At 61.1% G+C, this 23,681-nt stretch carries 23 protein-coding genes and 1 tRNA gene; 15 read left to right on the forward strand and 9 right to left on the reverse strand.

From position 1 onward, the window contains the following. From ABHR75_RS01020 to ABHR75_RS01035, 4 genes are all read left to right on the forward strand, one after another. Window positions 1-705 (forward strand): transporter substrate-binding domain-containing protein (locus ABHR75_RS01020; protein WP_346963421.1); only part of this gene is annotated, 705 nt, incomplete at its 5' end. A 25-nt stretch (window positions 706-730) separates the two neighbouring features. After that, the gene (locus ABHR75_RS01025) at window positions 731-1,477 is read left to right on the forward strand and encodes an amino acid ABC transporter permease (RefSeq protein WP_346963422.1); all 747 of its coding nucleotides are present in this window, start codon (window positions 731-733) and stop codon (window positions 1,475-1,477) included. A 3-nt stretch (window positions 1,478-1,480) separates the two neighbouring features. After that, window positions 1,481-2,119, forward strand: coding sequence for an amino acid ABC transporter permease (locus tag ABHR75_RS01030; RefSeq protein ID WP_055285379.1), 639 nt, complete (start codon window positions 1,481-1,483; stop codon window positions 2,117-2,119). A gap of 48 nt (window positions 2,120-2,167) precedes the next feature. After that, a complete protein-coding gene (locus tag ABHR75_RS01035; RefSeq protein ID WP_117746190.1) occupies window positions 2,168-2,791 on the forward strand; it encodes a cytidylate kinase-like family protein in 624 nt (207 codons plus the stop codon). A gap of 126 nt (window positions 2,792-2,917) precedes the next feature. Here ABHR75_RS01035 and gltA read toward each other — a convergent pair whose 3' ends face one another. The 5 genes from gltA to glmU form a co-directional block, all read right to left on the reverse strand. After that, a complete protein-coding gene (gene gltA, locus ABHR75_RS01040; protein WP_022094914.1) occupies window positions 2,918-4,327 on the reverse strand; it encodes an NADPH-dependent glutamate synthase in 1,410 nt (469 codons plus the stop codon). After that, on the reverse strand, window positions 4,318-5,157 hold the full coding sequence (locus ABHR75_RS01045) for a sulfide/dihydroorotate dehydrogenase-like FAD/NAD-binding protein (RefSeq protein ID WP_006235793.1): 840 nt from the start codon (window positions 5,155-5,157) through the stop codon (window positions 4,318-4,320). The genes gltA and ABHR75_RS01045 overlap by 10 nt, the downstream gene beginning before the upstream one ends. A 374-nt stretch (window positions 5,158-5,531) precedes the next feature. Beyond that, window positions 5,532-6,161 carry an aminoacyl-tRNA hydrolase gene (gene pth / locus ABHR75_RS01050; protein ID WP_171025267.1) on the reverse strand — a complete coding sequence of 210 codons (630 nt, stop codon included), beginning with the start codon at window positions 6,159-6,161 and terminating at the stop codon, window positions 5,532-5,534. Window positions 6,162-6,400: 239 nt separating this feature from the next. Beyond that, the gene (locus ABHR75_RS01055) at window positions 6,401-7,387 is read right to left on the reverse strand and encodes a ribose-phosphate diphosphokinase (protein ID WP_089573682.1); all 987 of its coding nucleotides are present in this window, start codon (window positions 7,385-7,387) and stop codon (window positions 6,401-6,403) included. A 191-nt stretch (window positions 7,388-7,578) separates the two neighbouring features. Next, the gene (glmU, locus tag ABHR75_RS01060; RefSeq protein WP_346963423.1) at window positions 7,579-8,991 is read right to left on the reverse strand and encodes a bifunctional UDP-N-acetylglucosamine diphosphorylase/glucosamine-1-phosphate N-acetyltransferase GlmU; all 1,413 of its coding nucleotides are present in this window, start codon (window positions 8,989-8,991) and stop codon (window positions 7,579-7,581) included. Window positions 8,992-9,190: 199 nt separating this feature from the next. Between glmU and ABHR75_RS01065 the strand changes: the two genes are divergently transcribed. Genes ABHR75_RS01065 through ABHR75_RS01075 form a run of 3 tightly spaced genes read left to right on the forward strand, consistent with a single transcriptional unit; the run spans window position 9,191 to window position 12,439 of the window. Then, a complete protein-coding gene (locus ABHR75_RS01065) occupies window positions 9,191-10,078 on the forward strand; it encodes an energy-coupling factor transporter transmembrane component T (protein ID WP_346963424.1) in 888 nt (295 codons plus the stop codon). Beyond that, window positions 10,078-11,721 (forward strand): ABC transporter ATP-binding protein, encoded by a 1,644-nt coding sequence (locus tag ABHR75_RS01070; protein WP_346963425.1) that lies wholly within the window; start codon window positions 10,078-10,080, stop codon window positions 11,719-11,721. Before ABHR75_RS01065 ends, ABHR75_RS01070 begins: the two co-directional genes overlap by 1 nt. 4 nt (window positions 11,722-11,725) lie before the next feature. Further along, window positions 11,726-12,439, forward strand: a complete 714-nt coding sequence (locus tag ABHR75_RS01075; RefSeq protein ID WP_346963426.1) for a DUF6580 family putative transport protein — start codon at window positions 11,726-11,728, stop codon at window positions 12,437-12,439. Between the two features lie 148 nt (window positions 12,440-12,587). Here the strand turns inward: ABHR75_RS01075 and ABHR75_RS01080 are convergent, their stop codons facing one another. Beyond that, the gene (locus ABHR75_RS01080; protein WP_271737020.1) at window positions 12,588-13,406 is read right to left on the reverse strand and encodes an exodeoxyribonuclease III; all 819 of its coding nucleotides are present in this window, start codon (window positions 13,404-13,406) and stop codon (window positions 12,588-12,590) included. Between the two features lie 113 nt (window positions 13,407-13,519). Here ABHR75_RS01080 and ABHR75_RS01085 point away from each other — a divergent pair, with 113 nt between their 5' ends. From ABHR75_RS01085 to ABHR75_RS01100, 4 genes are all read left to right on the forward strand, one after another. Beyond that, window positions 13,520-14,272, forward strand: a complete 753-nt coding sequence (locus ABHR75_RS01085) for an NAD-dependent protein deacylase (RefSeq protein ID WP_346963427.1) — start codon at window positions 13,520-13,522, stop codon at window positions 14,270-14,272. A gap of 95 nt (window positions 14,273-14,367) precedes the next feature. Further along, on the forward strand, window positions 14,368-16,110 hold the full coding sequence (folP, locus tag ABHR75_RS01090; RefSeq protein ID WP_346963428.1) for a dihydropteroate synthase: 1,743 nt from the start codon (window positions 14,368-14,370) through the stop codon (window positions 16,108-16,110). Further along, entirely contained in the window at window positions 16,111-16,812 is a 702-nt protein-coding gene (locus ABHR75_RS01095) for a hypothetical protein (RefSeq protein WP_346963429.1), read from the forward strand. 250 nt (window positions 16,813-17,062) lie between these two features. Then, window positions 17,063-18,259: an ATP-binding protein gene (locus ABHR75_RS01100; RefSeq protein WP_195364198.1), complete on the forward strand. Its 1,197-nt coding sequence runs from the start codon at window positions 17,063-17,065 to the stop codon at window positions 18,257-18,259. A 99-nt stretch (window positions 18,260-18,358) separates the two neighbouring features. Here the strand turns inward: ABHR75_RS01100 and ABHR75_RS01105 are convergent, their stop codons facing one another. After that, window positions 18,359-19,132 (reverse strand): type III pantothenate kinase, encoded by a 774-nt coding sequence (locus tag ABHR75_RS01105; RefSeq protein ID WP_346963430.1) that lies wholly within the window; start codon window positions 19,130-19,132, stop codon window positions 18,359-18,361. Between the two features lie 196 nt (window positions 19,133-19,328). Between ABHR75_RS01105 and ABHR75_RS01110 the strand changes: the two genes are divergently transcribed. Further along, window positions 19,329-19,405: transfer RNA gene (locus ABHR75_RS01110), tRNA-Met, on the forward strand. Window positions 19,406-19,514: 109 nt separating this feature from the next. Here the strand turns inward: ABHR75_RS01110 and ABHR75_RS01115 are convergent. Then, window positions 19,515-20,732 carry a tyrosine-type recombinase/integrase gene (locus tag ABHR75_RS01115; protein ID WP_346963431.1) on the reverse strand — a complete coding sequence of 406 codons (1,218 nt, stop codon included), beginning with the start codon at window positions 20,730-20,732 and terminating at the stop codon, window positions 19,515-19,517. Window positions 20,733-20,776: 44 nt separating this feature from the next. Then, the gene (locus ABHR75_RS01120; RefSeq protein WP_346963432.1) at window positions 20,777-22,036 is read right to left on the reverse strand and encodes a hypothetical protein; all 1,260 of its coding nucleotides are present in this window, start codon (window positions 22,034-22,036) and stop codon (window positions 20,777-20,779) included. A gap of 95 nt (window positions 22,037-22,131) precedes the next feature. Between ABHR75_RS01120 and ABHR75_RS01125 the strand changes: the two genes are divergently transcribed. The 3 genes from ABHR75_RS01125 to ABHR75_RS01135 are packed head-to-tail and all read left to right on the forward strand — an operon-like array spanning window position 22,132 to window position 23,618. Beyond that, window positions 22,132-22,347, forward strand: a complete 216-nt coding sequence (locus ABHR75_RS01125; RefSeq protein WP_346963433.1) for a helix-turn-helix domain-containing protein — start codon at window positions 22,132-22,134, stop codon at window positions 22,345-22,347. A 13-nt stretch (window positions 22,348-22,360) separates the two neighbouring features. Continuing rightward, window positions 22,361-22,849, forward strand: coding sequence for a hypothetical protein (locus tag ABHR75_RS01130; RefSeq protein WP_346963434.1), 489 nt, complete (start codon window positions 22,361-22,363; stop codon window positions 22,847-22,849). After that, window positions 22,764-23,618, forward strand: a complete 855-nt coding sequence (locus ABHR75_RS01135) for an ATP-binding protein (RefSeq protein ID WP_346963435.1) — start codon at window positions 22,764-22,766, stop codon at window positions 23,616-23,618. The genes ABHR75_RS01130 and ABHR75_RS01135 overlap by 86 nt, the downstream gene beginning before the upstream one ends. The last annotated feature ends 63 nt before the right edge of the window (window positions 23,619-23,681 follow it).

Here is a 23,681-nt window from a genome sequence, read left to right on the forward strand (position 1 = left end):
CATCTGAATGCCGGCGTTAAGAAGGATGTTCCCGGCTACGGCTATTACGACACCGCCAAGGGTCGCTTTGAGGGCATGGAAGTCGATTTGTGCTACCAGATCGCCGCTGCCGTCTTTGGCGTGAGCTACAAGGAGGCCCGTGCCCAGGAGCTTGTCGAGTTTAACGACGTAACACCCAAGACGCGCGGCCCGCTGATCGATAACGGCCAGCTTGACGTGGTCGCGGCGACCTACACCATCACCGACGAGCGCAAGAAGAGCTGGGATTTCTCGACGCCGTACCGCACCGACTACGTGGGGCTCATGGTCAAGAAGCGTTCGGGCTTTACCTCGATTGAGGATCTGGACGGCAAGATCATCGGCGTGAGCCAGGGTGCTACCACGCAGGGCCTGATCGAGCAGATGATCAAGGACAACGGCTTTAGCTGCAAGCCAGAGTTTAGGGCCTTTAGCGGCTATCCCATCATCAAGAGCTCGCTCGACGCCGGCAATATCGACGTCTTTGCCATGGACCGCTCCACGCTGGCCGGTTACATGAACGAGACCGTTGAGCTGCTGCAGCCCGAGGTCAAGTTTGGCGAGCAGGGCTACGGCGTGGCGACCAAGAAGGGCTGCGACCTTTCGGCCGTGGTCGATCAGGTGATTTGCGATCGCCTGGCCGACGGCTGGCTCGACCAAGAGGTCAAGACCTGGGGTCTTGTATAGGCGCATCGTCCAAGGAAGGAATCAAATGCTCGAAGGATTATTTGACGCCGACCGTTGGTCGACGACATTTCAAAATATGGGGCCCTTCTGGGAGGGCTTTGGCGTGACGCTGCAAGTGGTCGTTGCCGGCCTGCTGTTGTCGCTGGTGCTGGGCACGCTGCTGGGCGTGTTCTCTACCACTCGCTCGCGCGTGCTGCGCGCCATAAGCCGCGTGTACGTGGAGTTTTACCAGAACATCCCGTTGCCCGTGCAGGTGCTCTTTATGTACATGGCCGGTCCGCAGTTTTTGCAGGCCATAACCGGTGCCGACCAGCCGGTGCGCATCGCGCCGTTCGTGCTGGGCTTCTTGGGCGTGGGTCTGTATCACGCGGCCTACATTTCGGAGGTCATCCGCACTGGTATCGAGGCGGTTCCGCGCGGTCAGATGGAGGCGGCCCAGAGCCAGGGCTTCACCCGTGCGCAGGCGTACTGGTACATCGTACTGCCCCAGACATTCAAGATCATTCTGCCGCCGCTGTGCAACCAGGCGCTCAACCTGGTCAAGAATACGTCGGTGCTGGCGCTTGTGGCCGGCGGCGACCTTATGTACCGTTCCGACAACTTTGTGAGTCTGTACGGTTACCTGCAGGGATACATCGTCTGCTGCCTTATGTACTTCATCATCTGCTTTCCGCTCGCCATACTGGTGCAGTGGCTCGAGCGCCGCTCCAAGGAGCGTCCGCGCGGTGTGAGCCTGGCCGAGCTGGGGCTCGACAACGTAGAGGAGGCCTAGCGCATGGAAATCTTCAACGCGACCAACCTGCTCTACATTTGGGGCGGCTTTGTTAAGACGATCGAGATCTCGGCGCTGTCGATCTTTTTCTCGCTCATCTTTGGCACGGTGCTGGCGCTCGTTAAAAGTTATGCGCCCCGTCCATTCCGTATTTTGGTGAGCGCCTATATCGAGCTGTTCCGTTGCACGCCAAACCTGCTGTGGATCCTGTTTATCTACTTTACGGTGCAGGGTTTGGACATTGTGATTTCGACCATCGCCTTTACGCTGTTTACCAGCGCTGTTATGGCCGAGATTGTGCGCGGAGGCCTCAACTCGATTCCGCGCGGCCAGTTTGAGGCAGCGCAGAGCCAGGGTTTTGGCTTCTTTGCCACCATGCGCTACATCATTCTGCCCCAGACGTTTAAGACGATCATTCCGGCGCTGTTTAGCCAGTGCACGACCGTCATCAAGGACAGCTCGTATCTTTCGGGCATTAACGTGGCCGAGCTCATGTACACGGCCAACGTCGTGATGGCCCACGCGATCGATCTGTCGCAGGTGCTTATGCTCTACGGCCTGGTGTTTGCGATGTACTTTGTGCTCAACTTTGGTATCTCGCTGCTGGTCCGAGCGTATCAACGTCGTATTGTGGCAGCGTAGAATGTGACAAAGGGACTGTCCCTTTGTCACATAGAGAAAGGAATCGCGATGAGCGATCTGGAGAATAAGAAGAATCCTGTGGTCATTACCATCGCGCGCGACTTTGGCGCCGAGGGCCACGAGATTGGTCGTATCCTCGCCGATGAGCTGGGGATTCCGCTGTACGATAACGAGCTGCTGGTGCGTGCTTCGCTGCGCGCGGGCGAGTCGCTCGACAAGATGGCCGCCTACGACGAGCGCCTGGCCGTGGAGAACATGGCGTTTCTGCCCGACCGCTACGATGCGCGTTCGTACTCGGACAAGTTGTTCCAAAAGATGAGCCAGGTGATTTTGGATCTGGGTGAGACCGAGAGCTGCATTATCGAAGGCCGTCTGTCCGATTATCTGCTGCGCAACAACCCCAACCACATCGCCGTGCTGGTGACTGCGCCCTTTGAGGACCGCGTCGAGATCGTGCGCAAGAAGCGCGGTCTCAACAAAAAGAAGGGCGCCAAGCTGGTCAAGCAGCAGCAGAAGGCGCGCGAGGCGTTCTATAAGCGCTACAGTGCCGGAAAGTGGAAGATGACGAGCGGTAAAGACATCGTCGTCAACCGCGCCAAGCTGGGCCGCGAGGGTTGCAAAGACGTTATTGCCGCAGCCTACCGCTACAAAGTAGCGCAGCTCGAAGACTAACCGACCAAAACCATCACAAAGGTGCCTGTCCCCATCGTGGTGGTTGGGTGGTCGGCATAGAAAAAGTCCCCGCCGGGCGTGTGCTCGACGGGGACTTTGCCGTTTGGTGGTTAGCGCTGTAGGTGATTACTCGCCCAGCAGGCTCTTGGTGATGGAGGCAGCGGCCTTCTTGCCGGCGCCCATCGCCAGAATGACCGTAGCGGCACCGGTGACGATGTCGCCGCCGGCCCAGATGCGGGGATCGGTGGTCTGGCCGGTCTCCTCGTCGGCGACGATGTAGCCCCACTTGTTGAGCTCCATCTTGCCGCCGATCTTCTTTGCGAAGGGGTTGGCGTTGGTGCCGATAGCCGAGATTGCGACGTCGCAGGGAATCTCCTCGATGGCGCCCTCGATGGGCACCGGGCGACGACGGCCGGACTCGTCGGGCTCTCCGAGCTCCATCTTCTGGACCTTGACGGCGCACACGGAGCCGTCCTCGCCAGCGACAAACTCGAGCGGGGAGACGAGCGGCAGAACCTCGACGCCCTCGGCCTTAGCGTGGTGCAGCTCGGCGCGACGGCAGGGCATCTCGTCCTCGGTACGACGGTAGGCGATGATGGCGTGCTCGGCGCCCAGACGCTTGGCGGTACGGACGGCGTCCATAGCCACGTTGCCGCCACCAAAGACGACGACGTTCTTGCCGTGCTTGGTGGGGGTGTCGTACTCGGGGAACTTGTTGGCCTTCATCAGGTTCACGCGGGTGAGGTACTCGTTCGCGAAGAAGACGTTGGGCAGGTTCTCGCCGGGGACGTTGAGGAACTTGGGCAGGCCAGCGCCGGTCGCCACGTAGATGGCGTCGAAGCCCTGCTCGAACAGCTCCTCGGCCGTGGCCATGTTGCCCACGACGGAGTTGTACTCAAACTTGACGCCCATGTCCTCCAGGCCGTCAATCTCGCGCTTGACGACTGCCTTGGGCAGACGGAACTCGGGGATGCCGTAGACCAGCACGCCGCCGCCGGTGAAGAAGGCCTCAAAGACGGTGACGTCAAAGCCGTTGCGGGCGAGCTCGCCGGCGCAGGTGATGCCGGACGGGCCGGAGCCAACGACGGCGACCTTCTTGCCGTTCTTGGGGGCCATCTTGGGCGTGGAGGCGAGCTCGGGGCGGTCACCCAGGAAGCGCTCGAGCTGGCCGATGGCCACGGGCTCGGACTTCTTACCACGGATGCACTTGCCCTCGCACTGGTTCTCCTGCGGGCAGACGCGGCCGCAGATGGCGGGAAGCATGGAGTCCTCGCGGATGGTATCGAGAGCGCCGCCGAAGTCCTTCGCGCGGATCTGCTCGATAAAGCGGGGAATGTTGATGTTGACAGGGCAGCCCTCAACACAGAACGGCTTCTTGCAGTTGAGGCAGCGCTCAGCCTCGGCCAGCGCCATCTCCTCGGTGAAGCCCTTGTCGACGGGGCGGAAGTCGCAGGCGCGCTCGGCAGCCGGCTCCTCGTTATCGGGGGTGCGGGGCGACTTCATATCGGCAACGAAACGACCGTTAACTAGTGGCATGCGCAGCTCTTTTCCTCATAGGCCTTGAGGGACTCGCCCTCTTCGGAACGGTAAGCGGCCTGGCGGGCACGAAGGTCATCCCAGTCGACCAGGGTGGCATCGAAGTCGGGGCCGTCGACGCAAGCGAACTTGGTCACGCCGCCCACCTCGACGCGGCAGCAGCCGCACATACCGGTGCCGTCAACCATGATGGGGTTGAGGGACGCGGTGATGGGGGTGTCGTATTTCTGGGCGGTGAGGGTCGAGAACTTCATCATCGGAACGGGGCCGACGCAGAAGACCTGGCTCACGGCCTTGTCCTGCAGCAGGCGCTCCAGCGGAGCGGTGACAACGCCCTGCTCGCCGTAGGAACCGTCGTCAGTGGTGATGTGGATGTGGTCCTCGTCGAGGAGCTCGCGGAACTGGTCCTCCATAAGCAGGAGGTCCTTGGTGCGGGCGCCCATGATGGCGTGCACCTCGTGGCCGGTCTCGACCAGGTGCTTGGCGACCGGGAAGGCAATTGCCAGGCCGACGCCGCCGCCAATGACGGCGCAGGGGCCCTCGGCCATTTCGGTGGGAACGCCCAGCGGGCCCACGACGTCGCGCAGCGACTCGCCGGCCTCGTAGGTGGAAAGCATCTCGGTGGTCTTGCCGATCACCATGAAGATGAACTCGACCCAGCCCTCGTCACCGTTCCAGCCAGCTAGGGTAAACGGGACGCGCTCGCCCGTCTCGTTGGCGCGAACCATGAGGAACTGTCCAGCGTGCGCATGCTTGGCGATTGCAGGCGCCTCGATGCGGAACTTGAACACCTTCTCCGAGAACTGCGTCTTCTCCAGGATCTTATACATAGAACCCCTCTCTTGTTAGGGCTGCCGAACCGTGCCTCCACGGAAATGGACGGTAGCCCGAATAAAACCGTACGCGCACAGGCGTTGTGCAGACATACGGTGCAAATTATACCCTCATGGACATGTCACTTACGTGTGTCTTCGGCGGTTGGGAGCGGGGTTTATCCACTTCGGCCCACCAAAGGGGGAGAGGTTTATTTTGGTCGGTTTTATCAGGCAAAACGGCAAAGGGGGCCGGCCTCGGGTTGTGATGAGGCCGGCCCCCTTTGGGGTGTTATGCGTGTATGGCGGCGCGGGGTTTATTGCGATGCGGCCACCGGAGCGTTTCTGTAGATAGAACCTGCCAAAATAAACCTGTCCCTAAACGGTAGGTTTTAGTGCTTGCCGTTGGCGGAGGCGGCGCCGTTGACGTGGTCGCGGGCATAGATCACGCCGTGCACGATGGCGAGACCCGCGGCGTCGGCGGCGCGGGCGCAGGTGTCCTGGAAGTCCTCGGCCTCGCGGGCGCGCAGCTGCTTGAGCACATAGTCTGCCACGGCCATCTTGCCGGGAGGGTTGCCGATGCCGGTGCGGATACGGCTAAAGTCGCGGCTGCCCATCTTGTCGATGATGGAGCGCAGGCCGTTGTGACCGGCATGGCCTCCGCCCACCTTGACGCGCACGTCACCGGCGGGAATGTCGAGCTCGTCGTGAATCACGAGCAGCTCCTCGGCCTTGATCTTGTACTCGCGGCAGAGCTTGGAGATGGGTCCGCCCGAGGTGTTCATGTACGACTGCGGCTTGACCAGCACGATCTGGCGCTTGCCACCCTCTTCCTCGGGATCGTTGATGTTGATGAGCGCGACCTCGGCGCCTGCCTGGTTTTTCCAGTAGGTGACACCGGCCTGACGGGCCAACTCGTCGATTGCTTTGAAGCCAGCGTTGTGGCGGGTCTCGGCATACTCATCGCCAGGGTTGCCAAGTCCGGCAACCATGCGAATCTTAAGCGGCTGTGCAGCTGCCATAGGCTTCCTTTCGTTACATAAGAAGTTCGTTCAACGACAAAGGCTACCACGCCCGCCGAAGGCGAGGAAAGGGCACGGCAAAGTCATTTCAGAAAACAGCTGCCCCGAGACAGCAGGAAGCCCGGTAGGCCGGGAGGGGTTATCTAAGCCGACATCCCGCAGCCGCGAAGCGGCGAGGACGTCGGCGTGATAACCCCGCAGGCCTACCGGGCTTCCGGTGGGATGCGAGGGTCAAGCGACTACAGCGCGAAGTCGCCGCCGACGAGCGTGGAGACGGGCTCCTCGTGGTAAACGGCGGAGATGGCCTGAGCGAACTCTTCGGCGACCGAGATGGTCTTGATCTTGCCGCCGACCTCGACGGGGATGGCATCGGTGACGACGCACTCGACGATGGGGGCATCGTTCAGGCGCTCGATGGCCGGACCGGAGAAGATGCCGTGGGTGGCGCAGACGTAGATGTCGCCAGCGCCCATAGCCTTGAGCTCCTTGACGTTGGCGCACAGGGTGCCAGCGGTGTCGATCATGTCGTCGTTGATGATGCAGGTCTTACCCTTGATGTCACCGATGATGCCCATGACCTCGGCGGCGTTGTGGCGCGGACGGCCCTTGTGGGCGATGGCCAGGTCGCAGCCGAGCATGTCGGACAGCTTCTTGGCGGCCTTGGCACGACCCACGTCGGGGGAGACGACAACCAGGTTATCGGTGTCGAAGTGCATGTCGTTGTAGTACTGGCCAAACAGAGGCAGTGCGGACAGGTGGTTAACCGGGATATCAAAGAAGCCCTGGATCTGGCCCTGGTGCAGGTCGAGGGTGATGATGCGGTTGACGCCGGCGCGCTCGAGCAGGTTGGCGACGAGGCGGGCGGTGATGGGCTCACGCGGGCCGGCCTTGCGGTCCTGGCGGGCATAGCCGTAGTGGGTGATAACGGCGGTGATGGAGCGGGCGGATGCGCGCTTGGCAGCGTCGGTGGCGATGAGCAGCTCCATGAGCATGTCGTTGACGTTGCCGCCGGCCACGGACTGAATCAGGAAGACGTCGGCGCCGCGGACGGTCTCGTCGTAGCGGGCGTAAATCTCACCATTGGCGAACTGCTTTAGCGTAAGGCCCGAAAGCTCGACCCCAAGGTACTCAGCGATCTTCTGAGCGAGGGGACGGTTGGAGGAACCGGAATACACGCGGATGGACTTGCGCATATTCTCCGACTTCTCGGGATCATTAATCGGCATTACCCTTCTCCTTTATATCGAATGCCATATAGATGCCTTGTTGCATTGTAACCGCGCGACGGGGTTAATCGGGTCTTGATAACGTCTTTACCGTCAACGGACACGAACCGACCACTCATCCGGTTGCGCAGGTCACGATAGAAAAAGGAGCCGCCCCCATGGGAACAGCTCCTTAGATGCTTGATAAAACGTTATACCTCGTCGTCCTCGTGCAGACGGCGGCGATAATCGGCGGCCCAGCCCTCAATATTAACCTGACGGGCGCGGCCCAGACCGAGTGCGTTGGCCGGGACCGGCTCGGTGATGACGGAACCGGCGGCCACGAGCGCGCCGTCGCCAATCTGGGCGGGCGCGACCATCATGGTGTCGGAGCCGATGAAGGCATCCTTGCCGATGACGGTCTTGTGCTTGTGCACGCCATCGTAGTTGCAGGTGATGGAGCCCGCGCCCACGTTGACGCCGGAGCCCATGGTGGTGTCGCCGATGTAGGACAGGTGCGGCACCTTGGAGCCCTCACCGATCGTGGACTTCTTGATCTCCACGTGCGTGCCGGCCTTGGAGCCGTCGAGCATGTGGGTACCCGGGCGCAGGTAGGCGCGCGGGCCGCAGTCGACGCCGTTCTCGATGACGGCTTCGATGGCGATAGTCTCATCGATGGTGCAGCCGCTGCCGACGGTAGTGTCGGTGAGGCGGCTGTTGGGGCCGAGCTGGCACTCCTCGCCCACGGTGACGTGACCGATCAGATGCGTCTGCGGCCACACGACGGTGTCGCGGCCGATAACGGCGTCGGGGCCGATCCAGGCCTGCGTGGGATCGATGAACGTGACGCCCTCGGCCATCCAGTGCTCGTTGATGCGGTCGCGCGCGATAGCGGTGAGCTGCGCGAGCTGGATACGGCTGTTGACGCCCAGGCCATCGCGGTAGTCATCGCAGTGGAAGATGGAGACAGCCTGGCCGTGGCTTTTGAGAATCTCGAGCATGTCGGGCAGGTAGTACTCGGATTGCGCGTTGTCGTTGCCGATCTCGTTAATGTGGGCGGCGAGCTGCGCGCCGTCGAAGGCGTAGCAGCCGGCGTTGCACTCCAGCAGCGTGGCGGCCTGCTCGGGCGTGCAGTCCTTCTGCTCGATGATGCGCTCGATCTGGCCGCCGGCGCCCAGCTTGATGCGGCCGTAGCCAAAAGGATCGGGCGGGGTCATGGTCATGACGGTGCAGGCGAGCTCGCCGGTGGCGACGGTCTGCGCGAACTTGGCGACGGTGTCGGCAGTGATGAGCGGCAGGTCGCCGTTGAGCACCACGACGGGGCCTTGCGTGATGCCACAGGCCTCGAGCGCGACCTTCACGGCGTGACCGGTGCCCAGACGCTCGGTCTGCTCGACGCACTCGACCTTGGTGGCGCTGCTGGCGTAGGCGCCGTCGATGAGGGCGCGCATCTCGTCGGCGTGGCTGCCGATGACAACCACGACGCGGCTGCAGCCGGCCTTGATGGTAGCGTCGACGATCCACTGGACCATGGGCTTACCCAGGATCTTGTGCGAAACCTTGCAGTGGTTCGACTTCATGCGGGTGCCCTCGCCGGCAGCGAGGATAATTGCGGTTGCGTCCATGTGATCTCCTGTTACGTTATAGAGACGTGTGTTTGGAAACGATACACGGCGCAATATGATACCGCAGGCATATGACGAGCGCGTAACGATTGGTTTGCGGCGGTTGAGGCTTGCGCCGCCGGCGTGGCGTTTGCGCTGCTTGCGTGCGGCGTTGGCGGTGCTGCGGAGCTGTCGTTTGAGCGAGGGGACGGGGGTACCCGTGGACAACATACGAGAGGGGTTTGGCGGCGAGCCCGTCGCGGCATTCTCGATGTCGCATCCGGCTGTGCCGGCACTCTATATAGTGCTGACGCTGGGGCTCACCATGTTCTCGATGCAGCCGGTGCTGATTGCGCTGTCACTTGCGGGCGGGCTGGCGTATGGATTTGCGACGCGTGGGGCTGCCCGCACGCTGGGCGCACTCCGCTGGCAGCTGCCGGTGATTTTGATTATCGCGCTGGTCAATCCACTGTTTAGCGCTTCGGGTTCGACGGAGCTGTTTCGTATTGGCATGCGTGCGGTGTATCTAGAGAGCATGGTTTACGGCCTGTGCATGGGCGGGCTGTTTGTGGCGAGCGTGCTGTGGTTTGAGGCCGCGGCGTCGATGCTCGAATACGACAAGGTGCTCGCGCTGCTGGGTAATGCCGCGCCGGTGATCGCGCTCATGATCTCGATGTGCATGAGGCTTATCCCGCAGTTTTTGCGCCGCGGTCGTACGGTGCTGGCGGTGCAGGATGCGATCGATGCACCGGGCCGCGCGCCGGCCGACCCCGTGCGTTCGCGTTTGCGGGCATCGAGTGTGTTGATGGGCTGGGGCATGGAAGATTCGCTGGAGCGCGCGGACGCGATGCGCTCGCGCGGGTGGGGTGCCGCGACGCGTCGTACGACGTATGCGCGGTATCGGCTGGGGCGCGGCGATGTTGCCGCGCTGGTTGGGCTTGCACTGTTTGGCGTGGTCACGGTGACAGTGGCGTGGACCGCGACGACGCAGTATTCGTTTTATCCTCAGCTCTTGGTGCCGGCGCCGTGGCCGGGCTATGTTGTGTACACTGCCTGGATGGTGCTGCCTTGCGCGTTGCACGCGATTGATGAGAAGAGGTTTGGCTGATGGCTCGGTTGGATAGGGGCCCGGTGTCGGGCGCGGCGTGCGGCCCGGATATGCCGGCGATTGAGGTGCGGAGCCTGAGCTTTGCCTACCCCGATGCTGATGCTGCGGTGCTCGAGGGGCTCGACTGGTCTGTTTCCCAAGGTGCGTTTGCACTGCTTGTTGGCGGTACCGGTTCGGGCAAGTCGACGCTGCTGTCGCTGCTCAAGCCCGAGATCGCGCCTGCGGGTACGCGCTCCGGCGAGCTGCGCGTGCTGGGCGAGCCCGTCGCCGACATGGATGTGCGGGCATCGGCGGAGCGCGTGGGCTATGTGTTCCAGGATCCCGAGAACCAGATCGTGTGCGAAACCGTGTGGCACGAGATGGCGTTTGGCCTGGAAAACTTGGGGCTAGCACGTGATGAGATGCGCCGTCGCGTAGCTGAGACCAGCTATTTCTTTGGGCTGGAAGATTGGCTTCATCGCGATACCGACACGCTTTCGGGTGGCCGCAAGCAGCTGCTGTCGCTTGCCGCCGTCCTGGCGCTGCGTCCGCGTGTGCTGCTACTCGACGAGCCCACGTCTCAGCTCGATCCCGTTGTCGAGAAGAATTTCCTGCACGCGCTGTTTCGTGTGAATCGCGAGCTGGGCTGCACGGTTGTTGTGGCGACGCATCAGCCGCGCCCAATGCTCGAATACGCGACGTGTGCGTACCGGATTGAGGACGGTCGCGTGCGCGAGGTGACGGATATGGCTTCTTTGGGACGCCGAGAATCGCTGTTTTCCGATGACATGTTGGGGTGGGGTGCCATCCGATGTGCAAATAAAGGAGTATTCAGCAGGCGTGAGGACAATTTGGGCTCTCTGGAGCCGCCCGGGGACGTATCGAGCGCGAAAAAAAGTTCGGAATTGGACAAATCGTCCGAATTTGTGGCGCAAACGTCGCTCGAGAACGGCTCGGAAGCCTTCTCGCGCACGGATGGAAGCAGAATACTCCAAAAAATGCACGGCGGGTCGGCTACCACCCTGTCGGAAGGCTGGTTTCGCTACGATCGAGCGTCCGGCTGGGTGCTGCGCGGGCTCGATGCGTCGTTTTCGGCTGGCGCGGTGCATGCGGTTGTGGGCGGTAACGGCTGCGGCAAGTCGACGATGCTTTCGGTGCTGGCCAAGACTGCCAAGCTGCAGCGTGGTCGTATGGTGCGCGGGGCGGCCTCGGCTGCGCTGCTGCCGCAGAACCCCAAGGCCCTGCTGGTTGCCGAGACGGTGTGCGACGAGCTGATGGAATGGGCCTCGACCTGCGGATATGACGAGAACTTGGCGCGGGAGCGTGCGGCGCAACTGGGATTGGACGGCTTGGAGACGCGCCACCCTTACGACCTCTCGGGCGGACAGCGCCAGCTGCTTGCACTGGCAAAGCTGCTGCTGATCGGCCCCGAGCTGCTGCTGTTTGACGAGCCCACCAAGGGTCTGGACCTGGCCAGCCGCCGCATCATCGCCCGCGCCCTGCGCGACCATGCGCGGGCTGGCGGCACCGTCATCATGGCTACGCACGATTTGGACTTTGCCGAGCAGGCAGCCGACGACGTCGCCATGATGTTTGACGGCGAGATTGCCTGCATGGAGCCCCCGGCAGATTTCTTTGCCGACAACGTGTTCTACAGGGCGTGATGGGATGACGGACTGTCGTTTCTCGCGCTTGCTTGCAAAACTGGAGGTCCCGCTGTTGTTGGCGGTGCCGGCGGTGATGGCTGCGGCGTTGCTGTCGGGTGTTGGGCAGGCAGCGTTGGCCATGCTGGTTGTGGTGGCGCTGGTGCTCGCACTGTTCTTTGCGGGTTACGAGGCATCTCGTCCGGGTTTGCGCCAGATTATGCCCACGCTGGTGCTGGCGGCGCTGGCGGCGGCGGGGCGCATCCTGTTTGGGCCCATTCCCGACTTTAAACCGGTGAGCGCCATCGCCATTATCGCGGGGGCGACGCTTGGTCGCCGCAATGGTTTTATGGTTGGCGCGCTGGCGGCGCTGACCAGCAATTTCTTTTTTGGACAGGGCATGTGGACACCGTGGCAGATGTATGCCTGGGGCCTGGTTGGCTATGTTGGCGGTGCGCTGGCGCATGCCGGTGCGTTCGACCGTGCGGATGGAACCGTGCGCATGCCGGCGCTACTGACCTACGGCTTTGCTTCGGGTTTGCTGTACGGCGTGGTGATCAACGCGTATGACATCATTGGTTTTGTGCAGCCGCTTACTTGGGCGGGTGCCGTGGCGCGTCTTGCCACGGCAGTGCCGTTCGATATTACGCACGGCTTTGCGACCTGCGTGTTCTTGGCCGCCTTGTACAAGCCTTGGTGCCGTCGCATTAACCGTGTCGTCGTGAAATACGGGCTGTAAGGCATTTCGCGTTTCCTCGCGAACTTGCGGTGGAATAGTTCTCGTTTTTGGCTATTTGCTGCCCAAACAGGAACTATTCCACCGCAGCTTATAGGGGGAGAGGGGTCACATGATCTGTTTTCCTCCGTCCCCCAGGAATTACTTGGGGCTAGAGCTCTAGCGTGAGGGTGACGGGGCAGTGGTCGCTGCCGAAGATGTCGCCGCGGATGCCGGTGTCGCGTACGTTGCCGGCGATTGCGTCGCTTACCAGGAAGTAGTCGATGCGCCAGCCGGCGTTGTTCTTGCGGGCATTAAAGCGGTAGCTCCACCAGCTGTAGACGCCCTCGACGTTCGGATTTGCCGCGCGCCAGGTATCGGTAAAGCCGGCGTCGAGCAGCTCGGTGAACTTGCCGCGCTCCTCGTCCGAAAAGCCTGCGTTGCCGCGGTTGGACTTGGGGTTCTTAAGGTCGATCTCCTCGTGTGCCACGTTAAAGTCGCCGCAGGTTACCACGGGTTTGCCGGTCTCGCGCTCGAGCGCGTTCAAAAAGCCGCGGTAGGCATCGTCCCAGGCCATGCGCACGTCGATGCGGGCGAGTTCGTTTTGCGCGTTGGGCGTGTAGACATCCACAAACCAGAATTTGTCGAACTCCAGCGCGCAGACACGACCCTCGGTCGCGGCTTGGGCAACGAGCTCGGCTGCCTCGCCTTCACCGGCGTGGGGCAGCAGCGCGTCGGCGCGCAGCACGCGCAGCGGTTCCTGGCGGCTAAAGACCGCGGTGCCCGAGTAGCCCTTGCGCTCGGCGTAGCTCCAGGTTTGGTGATAGCCGGGCAGGTCGACCTGCACCTGGCCTTCTTGCAGTTTAGTTTCTTGCAGCGCTAGGACATCGACATCGAGTTCCTGTGCGATCTGGGTAAAGCTCGGGTCCTTTTTGAGCACGGCGCGCAGGCCGTTAACGTTCCACGAGGCGAAAGTGTAAGTCTGAGGCATGGTGTCCTTTCGACGGGGTTGGCAGGCTTAAGATTAACGCAACTAGAGCGGGGCGGAGTCCGCGAGTGATAGTGTGAACGCCGCCGTCCCGGAGACACGGACGGAGGTCATATATGACGCAGGCAATATCGGATCCCAAGCAGGCCTCCGCCGCGCTGGCGGAGCTGTTCGAAACCCATAGCCACGTGGTCTTCTTTGGCGGCGCGGGTGTTTCCACGGCAAGCGGCATTCCCGATTTCCGCAGCGTGGACGGCCTGTATCACCAGCAGTTTGCCTATCCGCCCGAAACCATGCTCTCGCACAGCTTTTACGAGACACATCCGGCGGAGTTCTTCGACTTTTACCGCACCAAGATGATCGCCCTTAACGCCAAGCCCAACCACTGCCACGCCAAGCTGGCGGAGCTGGAGCGCGCCGGCAAGCTCGACGCCGTGGTGACGCAAAATATCGACGGACTGCATCAGGCGGCTGGTTCACGGCGCGTGTTTGAGTTGCACGGATCGGTCCATCGCAACATTTGCCGGTCGTGCGGTGCGGTCTATAGCGCCGAATGGATTTGCGCTCGCGAGCACGAGGACGCCGAGGGCGCGCCTGTGTGTCCCGCATGCGGAGGCCGCATCAAGCCCGATGTGGTGCTCTACGAAGAGCCGCTCGACGAGCGCGTGCTCACCAGCGCCGTTGCCGCCATTGCCGCGGCCGACGCCCTCATCGTGGGCGGAACCTCGCTCGTGGTGTACCCGGCGGCGGGCCTCACGCGCTACTTTACCGGCGATACGCTGGCCATTTGCAATCTGGTGCCCACCGATCAGGATGCAAATGCCGACCTGCTGATTTCTTGCGACATCGCGGCCGCGTTTGCGTTCTAGCCCGCGCGCGCGGATACAATAGAAAGACTGAGTGCAAAGCGACCCCGCCGCCAGCTCCCCAAGCTCGGCGGCGTGGGCATTTTAGGAGGATGTTCATGGCGAACGACAGCAAGACATGGCGGTGCGGAAAGTATGAGCTCAGCTTTGACCGTTCGCGCATCATGGGCGTCCTCAACGTGACGCCCGATTCGTTTAGCGACGGCGGGGAGCACTTCGACCCGGATGCCGCCATCGAGTATGGCCTGGCGATGCTCGACGCCGGCGCCGACATCATCGACGTGGGCGGCGAGTCCACGCGCCCCGGCTTTACCCCGGTCAACCCCGACGAGGAGGCGCGCCGCGTGCTGCCCGTTGTGCGCGCGCTGGCCAAGGAGGGCGCCATCGTCTCGATCGACACGCGTCATGTGGCGGTTGCCAAGGCGGCCGTGCGCTGCGGCGCCTCGATCGTCAACGACGTGACCGGCTTCACCGACCCCAAGATGGTCGAGTTTGTTAAGACGAGCACCTGCGGCGTCATCGTGATGCATGCCGGCGAGGTCGCCGCGCCCGCACGCACGCACGCAACGGTGCAGCTCGATACCTCGGCAGCGGCGTTTGTTGCCGAGAAGGCGCGCGAGGCGGCTGCCGAGGCCGCGCGTGAGGCCGAGAAGCCGGCTCGCCGCCGTCGCGGCAAGTTGCTGGGCGAGCCTAAGCCGGAGGCCAAGCTTCCGGGCGGCGTGGTGCAGCCCTCGTTGCCGTTTGGCGAACCGGAGCCCACGTCTGAGCCCGCAAGCGAGCAGGAGACGCCGGCCGCCGAGCAGGCTGCTGCCGCCGAGACCGTCGCGCCCGCGCCCGAGGCCGCGCCCGAGGCCACCGAGGCCGCATCGGAGTCCAATGACCGACTGGCCGCCATGATGCGCCGCAGCGCCCGCCGCGAGGAAGCCTACGTGCCCACCTCGCAGCTCCGCCGCTTCACCCTGCCCGATTCGGCGCCCATCATGCGCCGCGTCATGGGCTTTCTGTCCGACCAGGCTCGCGCGCTCATCCACGCCGGCGTGTCGCGCGACCGCATCTGCATCGATCCCGGTCCTGGCTTTGGCAAGACGGCCAACGAGGACATCGTCATCCAGCGCGAGACTGCCAAGATGGCGTCACTGGGCTATCCGCTCATGTGCGCTGTATCGCGCAAGCGCTTTGTGGGCGCCGTCTCGGGCGTGACCGAGGCCGCCGAGCGCGATGCCGCTACGTTTGGCGTGTGCCTGGGCGCCATCCAGGCCGGTGCCAACATCGTGCGCGTGCACGACGCCGCGGGTTTTGCGCAGTTCCTGAACGGCTACTGGGCGGTTGCCAAGCCGCAGCCGCGCCGCGCGTTTGTGGCCGTGGGCTCTAACCTGGGGCATCGCTGCGACAATATCCGCGCCGCACGCGACATGATCGCCGAGATTCCGCTCACCTGCGTGTCCAACTGCTCGCGCATCTACGAGAGCGAGCCGGCCTACGAGACGCGCCAAGACGCGTTCGCCAACGCCGTCATCGAGATCAAGACCGAGCTGGCGCCGCTGGTGCTGCTCGACGAGCTCATGAAGATCGAGGCCGAGCTGGGCCGCGACCGTTCCAAAAAGGCCAAGGCCAACGGTCCGCGCACCATCGACCTGGATCTGCTGTGGATGGACGGCGAGACCCACGGCGGCAAAAAGCTGCGCCTGCCGCATCCGCTGATCGGCGAGCGCGACTTTGTGCTGGTGCCGCTCGAGGATCTGATGCACGATCCGGCGCGGTTCTTCCGCTACAACGGCGTCGAGGTCAAGGAGCCCGAGGACCGCGTGGGCCATATCGTGGGCGAATTGGGGCGCATGTAGATGATCGAGATGAATGCTGTTGCCGCTGGTACCGAGCTCGACGCGGCGCGTGACGCGGGCCGCGAGGGCGTGTCCGCGGGCTGGTGCGCGTGGAGCGCGGGCGATGCTTCGCTGACGTTTTCGCTGGTTGTGCGCCCCGATGTGAATATGCACGCCTTCCACGGCCTGCCGTTTGTGGCGGCGATGGGCATGATGGATGCGCTCGTGGGCACGGCTTCGACGCCGGGGTTGGGCCTTGCCGGCAAGGTGGGTATCCAATGGCCGAGCGATATCGTGTGCGGTGCGCCTGCGTTTGAGACGTCACTCGCGCGCGTTGCCGTGAACGGCGGTGCCGGTGCCGCGGGTATGTTTGCCGCGGTGACGGTTGATGTTGAGCGTGCGGCGCTGGGTGAGCTTGGCGTGGATATGGCAGATGAGGCGCTGATCGAGGCATTGGCCGCCGCCGTGCTGGTCCGCGTGGACACCTGGGCAGTTGCCGCCAACACGCCGCAGGGCGCCGCCGGCCCGCTGGCTCCGGTGCTGGGCGAGTACTTTGACATGGTGCCACTGCTGGGTCGTCAGGTCGCGGCGGTGTCGCCCAGCGGTTTGCCGCTTGCGGTCGGTGTGTTTGCGGGCCTGGACATCTGGGGTCGCGCGACCATCAAGACCGATGCCGGCGAGCAGGAGTTTCCGCCCGAGGCCGTACGGATTCGCGGGCTGTAGCGCGAGGCGCCCGCGCTCAAAGATAGCGATGACAACAAGACCCTCCTCGGCTGTGCCGGGGAGGGTCTTTACGCGACTACAGGGTGGCATCGCGGTTCTATTCCTCAAAATTGAAAATATTTCGATTTTGAGGAATAGAATTAAGCCAGCTCGGCCTTTAACGAGGTATATTCGTTGCAGAGTCTATTCCTCAAAACTGAATAATTTTCGTTTTTGAGGAATAGCGATAGAAGACCGCAGGGAGGCACCAATGAAACTCATCAATAGAACGTCATATATGGACACGTTGACGAGCCTTATTGGCGTACCGGACATCAAGGTCATAACGGGCATTCGCCGTAGCGGTAAGTCAAAATTGCTCGAGGCCCTCCGCGATTACGTGGAGGCAAATCTGTCCAATTCGAATGTCATCCATATCAATTACAACCTCGACGAGTTCGAGGGCCTGCTCGAATATCATGCCCTGCTCGCCTATGTGAAAGAGCATCGAGTGTCCGACAAGCAAAACTTCCTGCTTATCGACGAGGTTCAGATGTGCGACGGCTTTGAACGCGCGATCAACAGCCTCCATGCATCCGAGCAGTACGACATCTTCATCACCGGATCGAACGCCTTTTTGCTGTCGAGTGATCTGTCGACGCTCTTTACGGGGCGCACGTTCGAGATCGAGGTTTTCCCATTCTCGTTTGAGGAGTATCGCTTCTATAGTGACGAGGGCGAGGTCGATCGCGACTTCGATGAGTACGCGAGAACCGGCGGTATGTCCGGCTCTTACCCTTATCCACTGCAGGAGCAGCGCTACCAATATCTCTCCAATGTCTTCAAAACGCTCATCGTGAGGGATATCGTGCAGCGGCATAACGTGAGAAACGAATCGGCACTGCTGCGCATTGCCGATTACATGATGGACAACGTCTCCAACATAACGTCGGCACGCAACATTACAGATGTTTTGAATGCGGATGGGCTAAAGATTACGAACAAGACGGTCGGCACGTACATGGGGTACCTGTGCGATGCGTTTGCCTTCTATAAAGTTCGTCGGTACGACATTCGCGGCAAAAAATACCTTAAGAGCGGCGAGAAGTATTACCTGGCAGACCACGCGTTCAAATACGCACTGCTTGGTACACGTGATATGGATTGGGGACGCGTATACGAGAACATGGTGGCCATCGAGCTGCTGCGCCGCGGATACGAGGTATACGTCGGTGTGCTCTATAAAAAGGAAATAGACTTTGTAGCAATCAAGCGAAGCGAGAAGCTCTACATTCAGGTGAGCGACGACATCAGCTCGGATAAGACGTTTGAACGCGAGATTTCGCCACTGCTGAGCATTGGCGATGCGTATCCCAAGATGATTCTTGCCCGCACGCATCACGAGGCCACGGATCGCGATGGGGTGCAGATCGTGGACCTGGCGAGGTGGTTGTGCGGCGAGGCTTAGCAAAAAATCCTATTCCTCAAAACTGAAAAATTTTCGATTTTGAGGAATAGGACCGATGCGTTGCCTAGTTCGCCGCTCGCGCTCGACTTAAACCCCGCCTTACCCCTGCTCCTGCATGCGGCGGTAGATTTCGCAGATACCCTTGATGGTGAGCTGTCCGTCTACCACGTCGAAGGCATCGGTCGAATCGGCGACGATGCCGGCGAGACCGCCCGTGGCGATAACGGTGGCATCGTCGCGGCCCAGCTCGCGCTTCATGCGCGCGACCAGGCCCTCGGCCATGGCGGCGGCGCCCATCACGGCGCCGACCTTGATGCACTCTTCGGTGTCGCGACCGATGGCATGCTCGGGCGCCTCGAGCGGAACGCTGGCGAGCTTGGCGGCTCGGGTGGCGAGCGCGTCCATCGAAATGCGGATGCCCGGCGCAATCGCTCCGCCAATGTAATAGCCGTCCTCATCGATGACGTCGATATTGGTCGCGGTGCCAAAGTCCACCACGATTGCCGGCGCGCCGTAGAAAGTCTCGGCCGCAACGGCGTTGGCGACGCGGTCGGCACCTACGGCCTGGGGGCGCGCCGCGCGCAGCTTGGTCACGGCGGCCGTCTGCGGCCCGATGACGATGGCGTCCGCGGCAATGCGGTCGGCCACAGTGTGCCACTCGCGCGAGAGCTGCGGCACCACGCCGGCAAAGGCGATCGCGTCGACCGCGTCGAGTGAGAGGTCGTACATCTTAAAGAAGCCCATCAGGCGCACGTGGATCTCGTCGGCGGTATAGGAGCGGTCGGTGGGCATGCGCCACGACTGCACCAGCTCGTCTCCGTCAAACAGGCCCATGGCCGTCTGCGTGTTTCCCATATCGATAGCGAGCAGCATGTCTACTCCAGGTGTCGGCGTAAAAGGACGCGCACCATTGTATACGCGCTGCCGGCGGCGCTCGGCTGCGATTCGTTTACGGTGATATGGGCTGAGGGGTTTAAATATGAAGGAATTATGCTCTACGAGATTTTCCTTGCCGTTTACCGAACTCCCGCGTAATATTCTTTCTTGCGCACATGAGGCGCCCAGACATTGCGGGGTGGAGCAGTCTGGTAGCTCGCCGGGCTCATAACCCGGAGGTCGTAGGTTCAAATCCTGCCCCCGCGACCAAGAACTTGCAGGCCAGTCGCTTATGCGGCTGGCCTTTTTTCTTGTTGTGGCAGCCCCTTTTAGGGCTTGTGGCGGAATTGTGGCAGTAAACCATGGCAAACAATGAGAATCAGGCAGCGGGAAGCAGGCCGAAGATGTCCTTCGGCAGCGCGGCTAACTCGCCCCACTTCTCCGAAGACCCGCCGTCGTCTCCCGGCAGGAAGTGCGAGTAGGTCTTGTAAGTGATCTCGATGCTCTCGTGGCCCAAACGGGCGGAGACGTACTGTATCGAGACACCCTTTTTCAGGAGAAGGCTGGCGTGCGTGTGGCGCAGGCCGTGCAACGTGACCGCGAATGACTTGTGCTGGGCGAAGCGGCTAAAGTCGCTCGTGAATTTCGACGGGCGGTAGAGCTCGCCGAGGTCACTGCAGAACACGGGGGTGTCCTCGCCCTGCTCGATGTCGTTGTACGTCAGGCGATAGAGCTGCATCTGCTTGTGATGGCGCAGGAATTCGACCGTCCCCTCGGGGATGGTGACGTCCCTGTTCGAGCGGTTGCTCTTGGGCAGCTTCTCCTCCAGGGTCTCGCCGCAGTAGGTGTCCGTCGCGCGCGCCTCGGCGAGCGCTCGGCGGACGCGGATGACGCCTCCATCGAGGTCGACGTCGCGCCACCTGAGGGCGCACAGCTCGCCGCGTCTCATACCCGTGTCGAGCGCGAGGTTTGTGGCGGCTGCGAAGCGGTAGTCCGGGCATCCGAGCAGGGCGATTTTCATGCGGGATACCTCGTTTTCATCGATGACTCGAACCTCCTTCTTCTCCTTGGACGGGACGTCCACAAGCTCGCAGGGGTTGGAGTCGATGTATTCGAGGCGGCGGGCGCGTTTGAGCGCGGTCTTCAGGAACGAAAGAGCCTTCTGGCAGGTGTTGCCAGAGAGGGGCTTGCCGTTGAGACCGCCGCTTTGGCGCATCCATGCCAGCTGATCCTCGATCATGTAGGGCTTCAAGTCTTTTAGCAAGGTCGTGCCGAGTCTCGGTGCCCAGCGCGTCTCGACGATGTCGCGGTAACCGCGAATCGTGTTGGCGCTCAGGTGCTTCACGTCGTGCAGATAGGTGATGTGCTCGCGCAGGAACTCCTCAAGGGTTTTGTTGGAGCGGTCCATGCGCGTGCGGGCCGTCATGAGCTCGACGCGCCACTCGTCCAACAGGCGCTTCGCCTCGGTCTTGGTGCGGCAGTGGACGGTTTTGCTCACGCGCTTAGAGGGCTTGCCGTCCTCGCTCACGCTGACCCTGAGCAGCCAAGAGTCCTTGCCGCGCTTCACGGGGGCGTAGCCTTCGCTGACTGTTCTCATATTTATTCACCTCCTTCAAGTGCGTTGGGGCCGATGGTGCTATCTCAAACCGATTGCTCGGTAATGAGCCCTTGGGACTTTTTCTTGCTATAGGAATTGGCGCAGCTGCGTTTGCAGAAGCGGGTCTTCTGAATCACCTTGCCTGGCTTTTCCTCGCGGTATTTCTTAAAGATTCGCCCGCAGTTGTCGCAGATGCGCCATTCGGCGGGATCGTCGTAGAGGAGGCCGAATTGGGAGATGATCGCTTCGGGAAGGCAGCCGTATTGGGCATGGTCTTCTGCGCGGCAAGTAAGGATGTGCTCAGTTTTTTTCTGGGCCTGGGCCCACATGGCAAGGATGGCGTTGCCGCTCTTTTCAACCATGACATCTGTCACGGCGTTAGCGTCGAAACGATAGGAGAGCAGGGAGTCGGCTAGATAGGCGTTGGCAGTGTTTGATGCGAGAATCAACCCGGTTCCAAGACTTGATGTGTAGCCCGCGCGGGTGTTGAATCCCGCTTCCTCTCCCTGTTGGACCGCTGACTTAAAGTCAGGGCTTTTGCGGATGAGTGTGTCATAAGACATAAGTCGCGTGTCCTTGAGTAGGGCGTCGTCTGTCGAGAGAAGAAAGAAAGTTACGCCATTTTGTGCCATGTGCGAACGGTCGCAAAGATACTCAGCGACATCGGAGGCCCCCCACGTCGCGTGGTTTTCTACGCCGTAGCCGATGGCTGCAAGTAGGGCCGTCGAGACCTGTAGCGCTCGTATGGTCTGGATGATCTCGGCTTCAGAAATCGCTCCAACAACCGAGCGATCGTTCAGATGAATGCGACGAGCTTCCTCGGAGAGGTAGTAGGGCCTGCGTCCCAACAGTGCCTTATCATCATTGGAATAGGCACTGCTGAACAAGGGGGCGCCTGCGGCGGACGCATTTTCGTTGGCGAGGATATCCCATTCGCTCCTGAACGGCTGGAAATTCGTTCTTAAGAACTTGAAGCGGCTGCGGAACAGAGAGAGGCGCTGGGCGCCGTCATAGCCGCTGGAAACGGGAAAACCGTAACGCTCGCAGAAACGAACGATGCTCTCGGCTCGATTGACGTTGACCTTTTGAAGGCCGTTTGCGAAAAATTCGTTTTCAAGATGTTCGAATTTCATGACAATGGGTTCTCCGCGCTCAGCGTAGTACGCGAAGCGCTCGCCATCGGCAGAGGTCCCCCAGAGACGGTCGAAGTCGTAGCGAAGCCACGGTCTTACTGCCCCGATATCGAGCTTGGTGGGCTTGCGAAGCGAGAGGGGCAGTCGTTCACAGCACTCTAATGGATTCATAAACTAAATCAATCCAATCATTGACTATTATATTTAGGATATGATATCACATAATGGATTCAGTATTACTACCAATCCATTATTAGGAGAGTCAAATGGAAAAGGTTGGAAACGGAGCTGCTGGCCTTTCCGACGTGCTTCATGTGGCCGACGTCGCCAAGTTCCTCGGCTTGCATGAAAAAACCGTCTACTCGTACGTTCGTGAAGGCAAGATTCGCGCTATCCGCTGTGGGCGTAGTTATCGCATTCGCCGTGAGTGGGTCGAGGAGTACATTCGCTCCGCGAGCCCCAAGGACTCCGACGCAGACTAACGGGGAGAAGACCATGAAAGATCTGTTCACGCCTAATTTCGAGAGCGACGCCGATGCAGTTGCTCCGAAGCTCGCCAAGCTCAGCGGGAGCTCTGTGGCGATTTACCACTGGCTGCATTCGCGTGCTTTCGCTTGTGGCAACAAAATCGGCGTGAGCGAGCGTTGGCTGGCTGAACATCTGGACATCGCATTGCGTACGGTGCAACGCGCGGTAGATGGCCTCGTAAAAGCCGGTCTTATCAATCACGTGGTCATAAGGGGCGGCAGCGAATTCAGCCTCTGTCACCTGACGACCTTGTCGGGTGACAAGTCTGTCATCGGTGCGGTGACAAACCTGTCGCATGACAAGGGTCCCGGTACGTCAGCCTTGTCATCCCAAACATGTCAGCTATGTCATCCAACAGAAAGGGGAAACTATGAACAAACCCCACATACCGGCGAGCGAGCAGACATCGAAGACCTTGCAGCCATCCTCGACAGACGAGATCCAGAAAACCCCTGAGACCGAAGAGGTCAGCCTTCTCAAATCCCTGCTTGAGAAAGATGCAGAGCGTTTCGGCAGTCCTAATGTCATGTCAAAGCAGACGCTGGATTACTTGCGCGGTGCCGGACTAATGGGGTTGCCCAAGATGAAGTGCCGTCCTCCAGACTCCGGAGTGCTGCTGAGTGACAGCGGCTTCTCAGAGCTCGTCTTGAGTGTGTTATCGGATACGTGTTTCGATTTGAGTCGCATCCCCGAGAGGGCGCTTAGCTGGCTCTCCTCCTATCAAGGAAAGGGGACTCCCTCTCTCTGGGTGAGCGGCGGTAGTGGTTCGGGGAAGACGACGTTGGCGTGCTGGATTGTGAAGGAGCTCGTTGAACGCTCAGAGAAGACCGGAGAAACGGCTCCGAGCGCCACATTTGTGCCCGTGGCGGATCTGGTTCGTGATACATGGATGGGTGCGAGTTACTACGGCAAGGAAAACAAATGGCGCTCCATTCGCCCCCTGACGACATGTGAGCTGCTTGTGCTCGATGATCTGGGAACTTGCGTCAAGCAGGGTAAAGAGGAGTGCGCGGTCGTTCGGGAGGTGGTCGATAAACGTTACACTTCAATGCTCCCGACTATCTTTACGACTCAGTTTGGCTTGCGCGAATACTGCGCGATGCTGCGAAAGGCAGGAGCAGATGAACATGACGTGACCTCTCTAATCAATCGCGTGCTCGCGTCGATGAGCGGCTACCTTAGACAGGACGCATCGGCAATTGAGGCCAATCACGTTTCCCTGTGAGTCGGTAAAATGCAAAAAGGAAAATGCGGTCGAGGAGCTTCCTCGACCGCATTCTTTTTCAGG

The sequence above is a fragment of the Collinsella aerofaciens genome (assembly GCF_039752955.1).
In the GTDB taxonomy this organism is placed as follows: Bacteria; Actinomycetota; Coriobacteriia; order Coriobacteriales; family Coriobacteriaceae; genus Collinsella; species Collinsella aerofaciens_BI.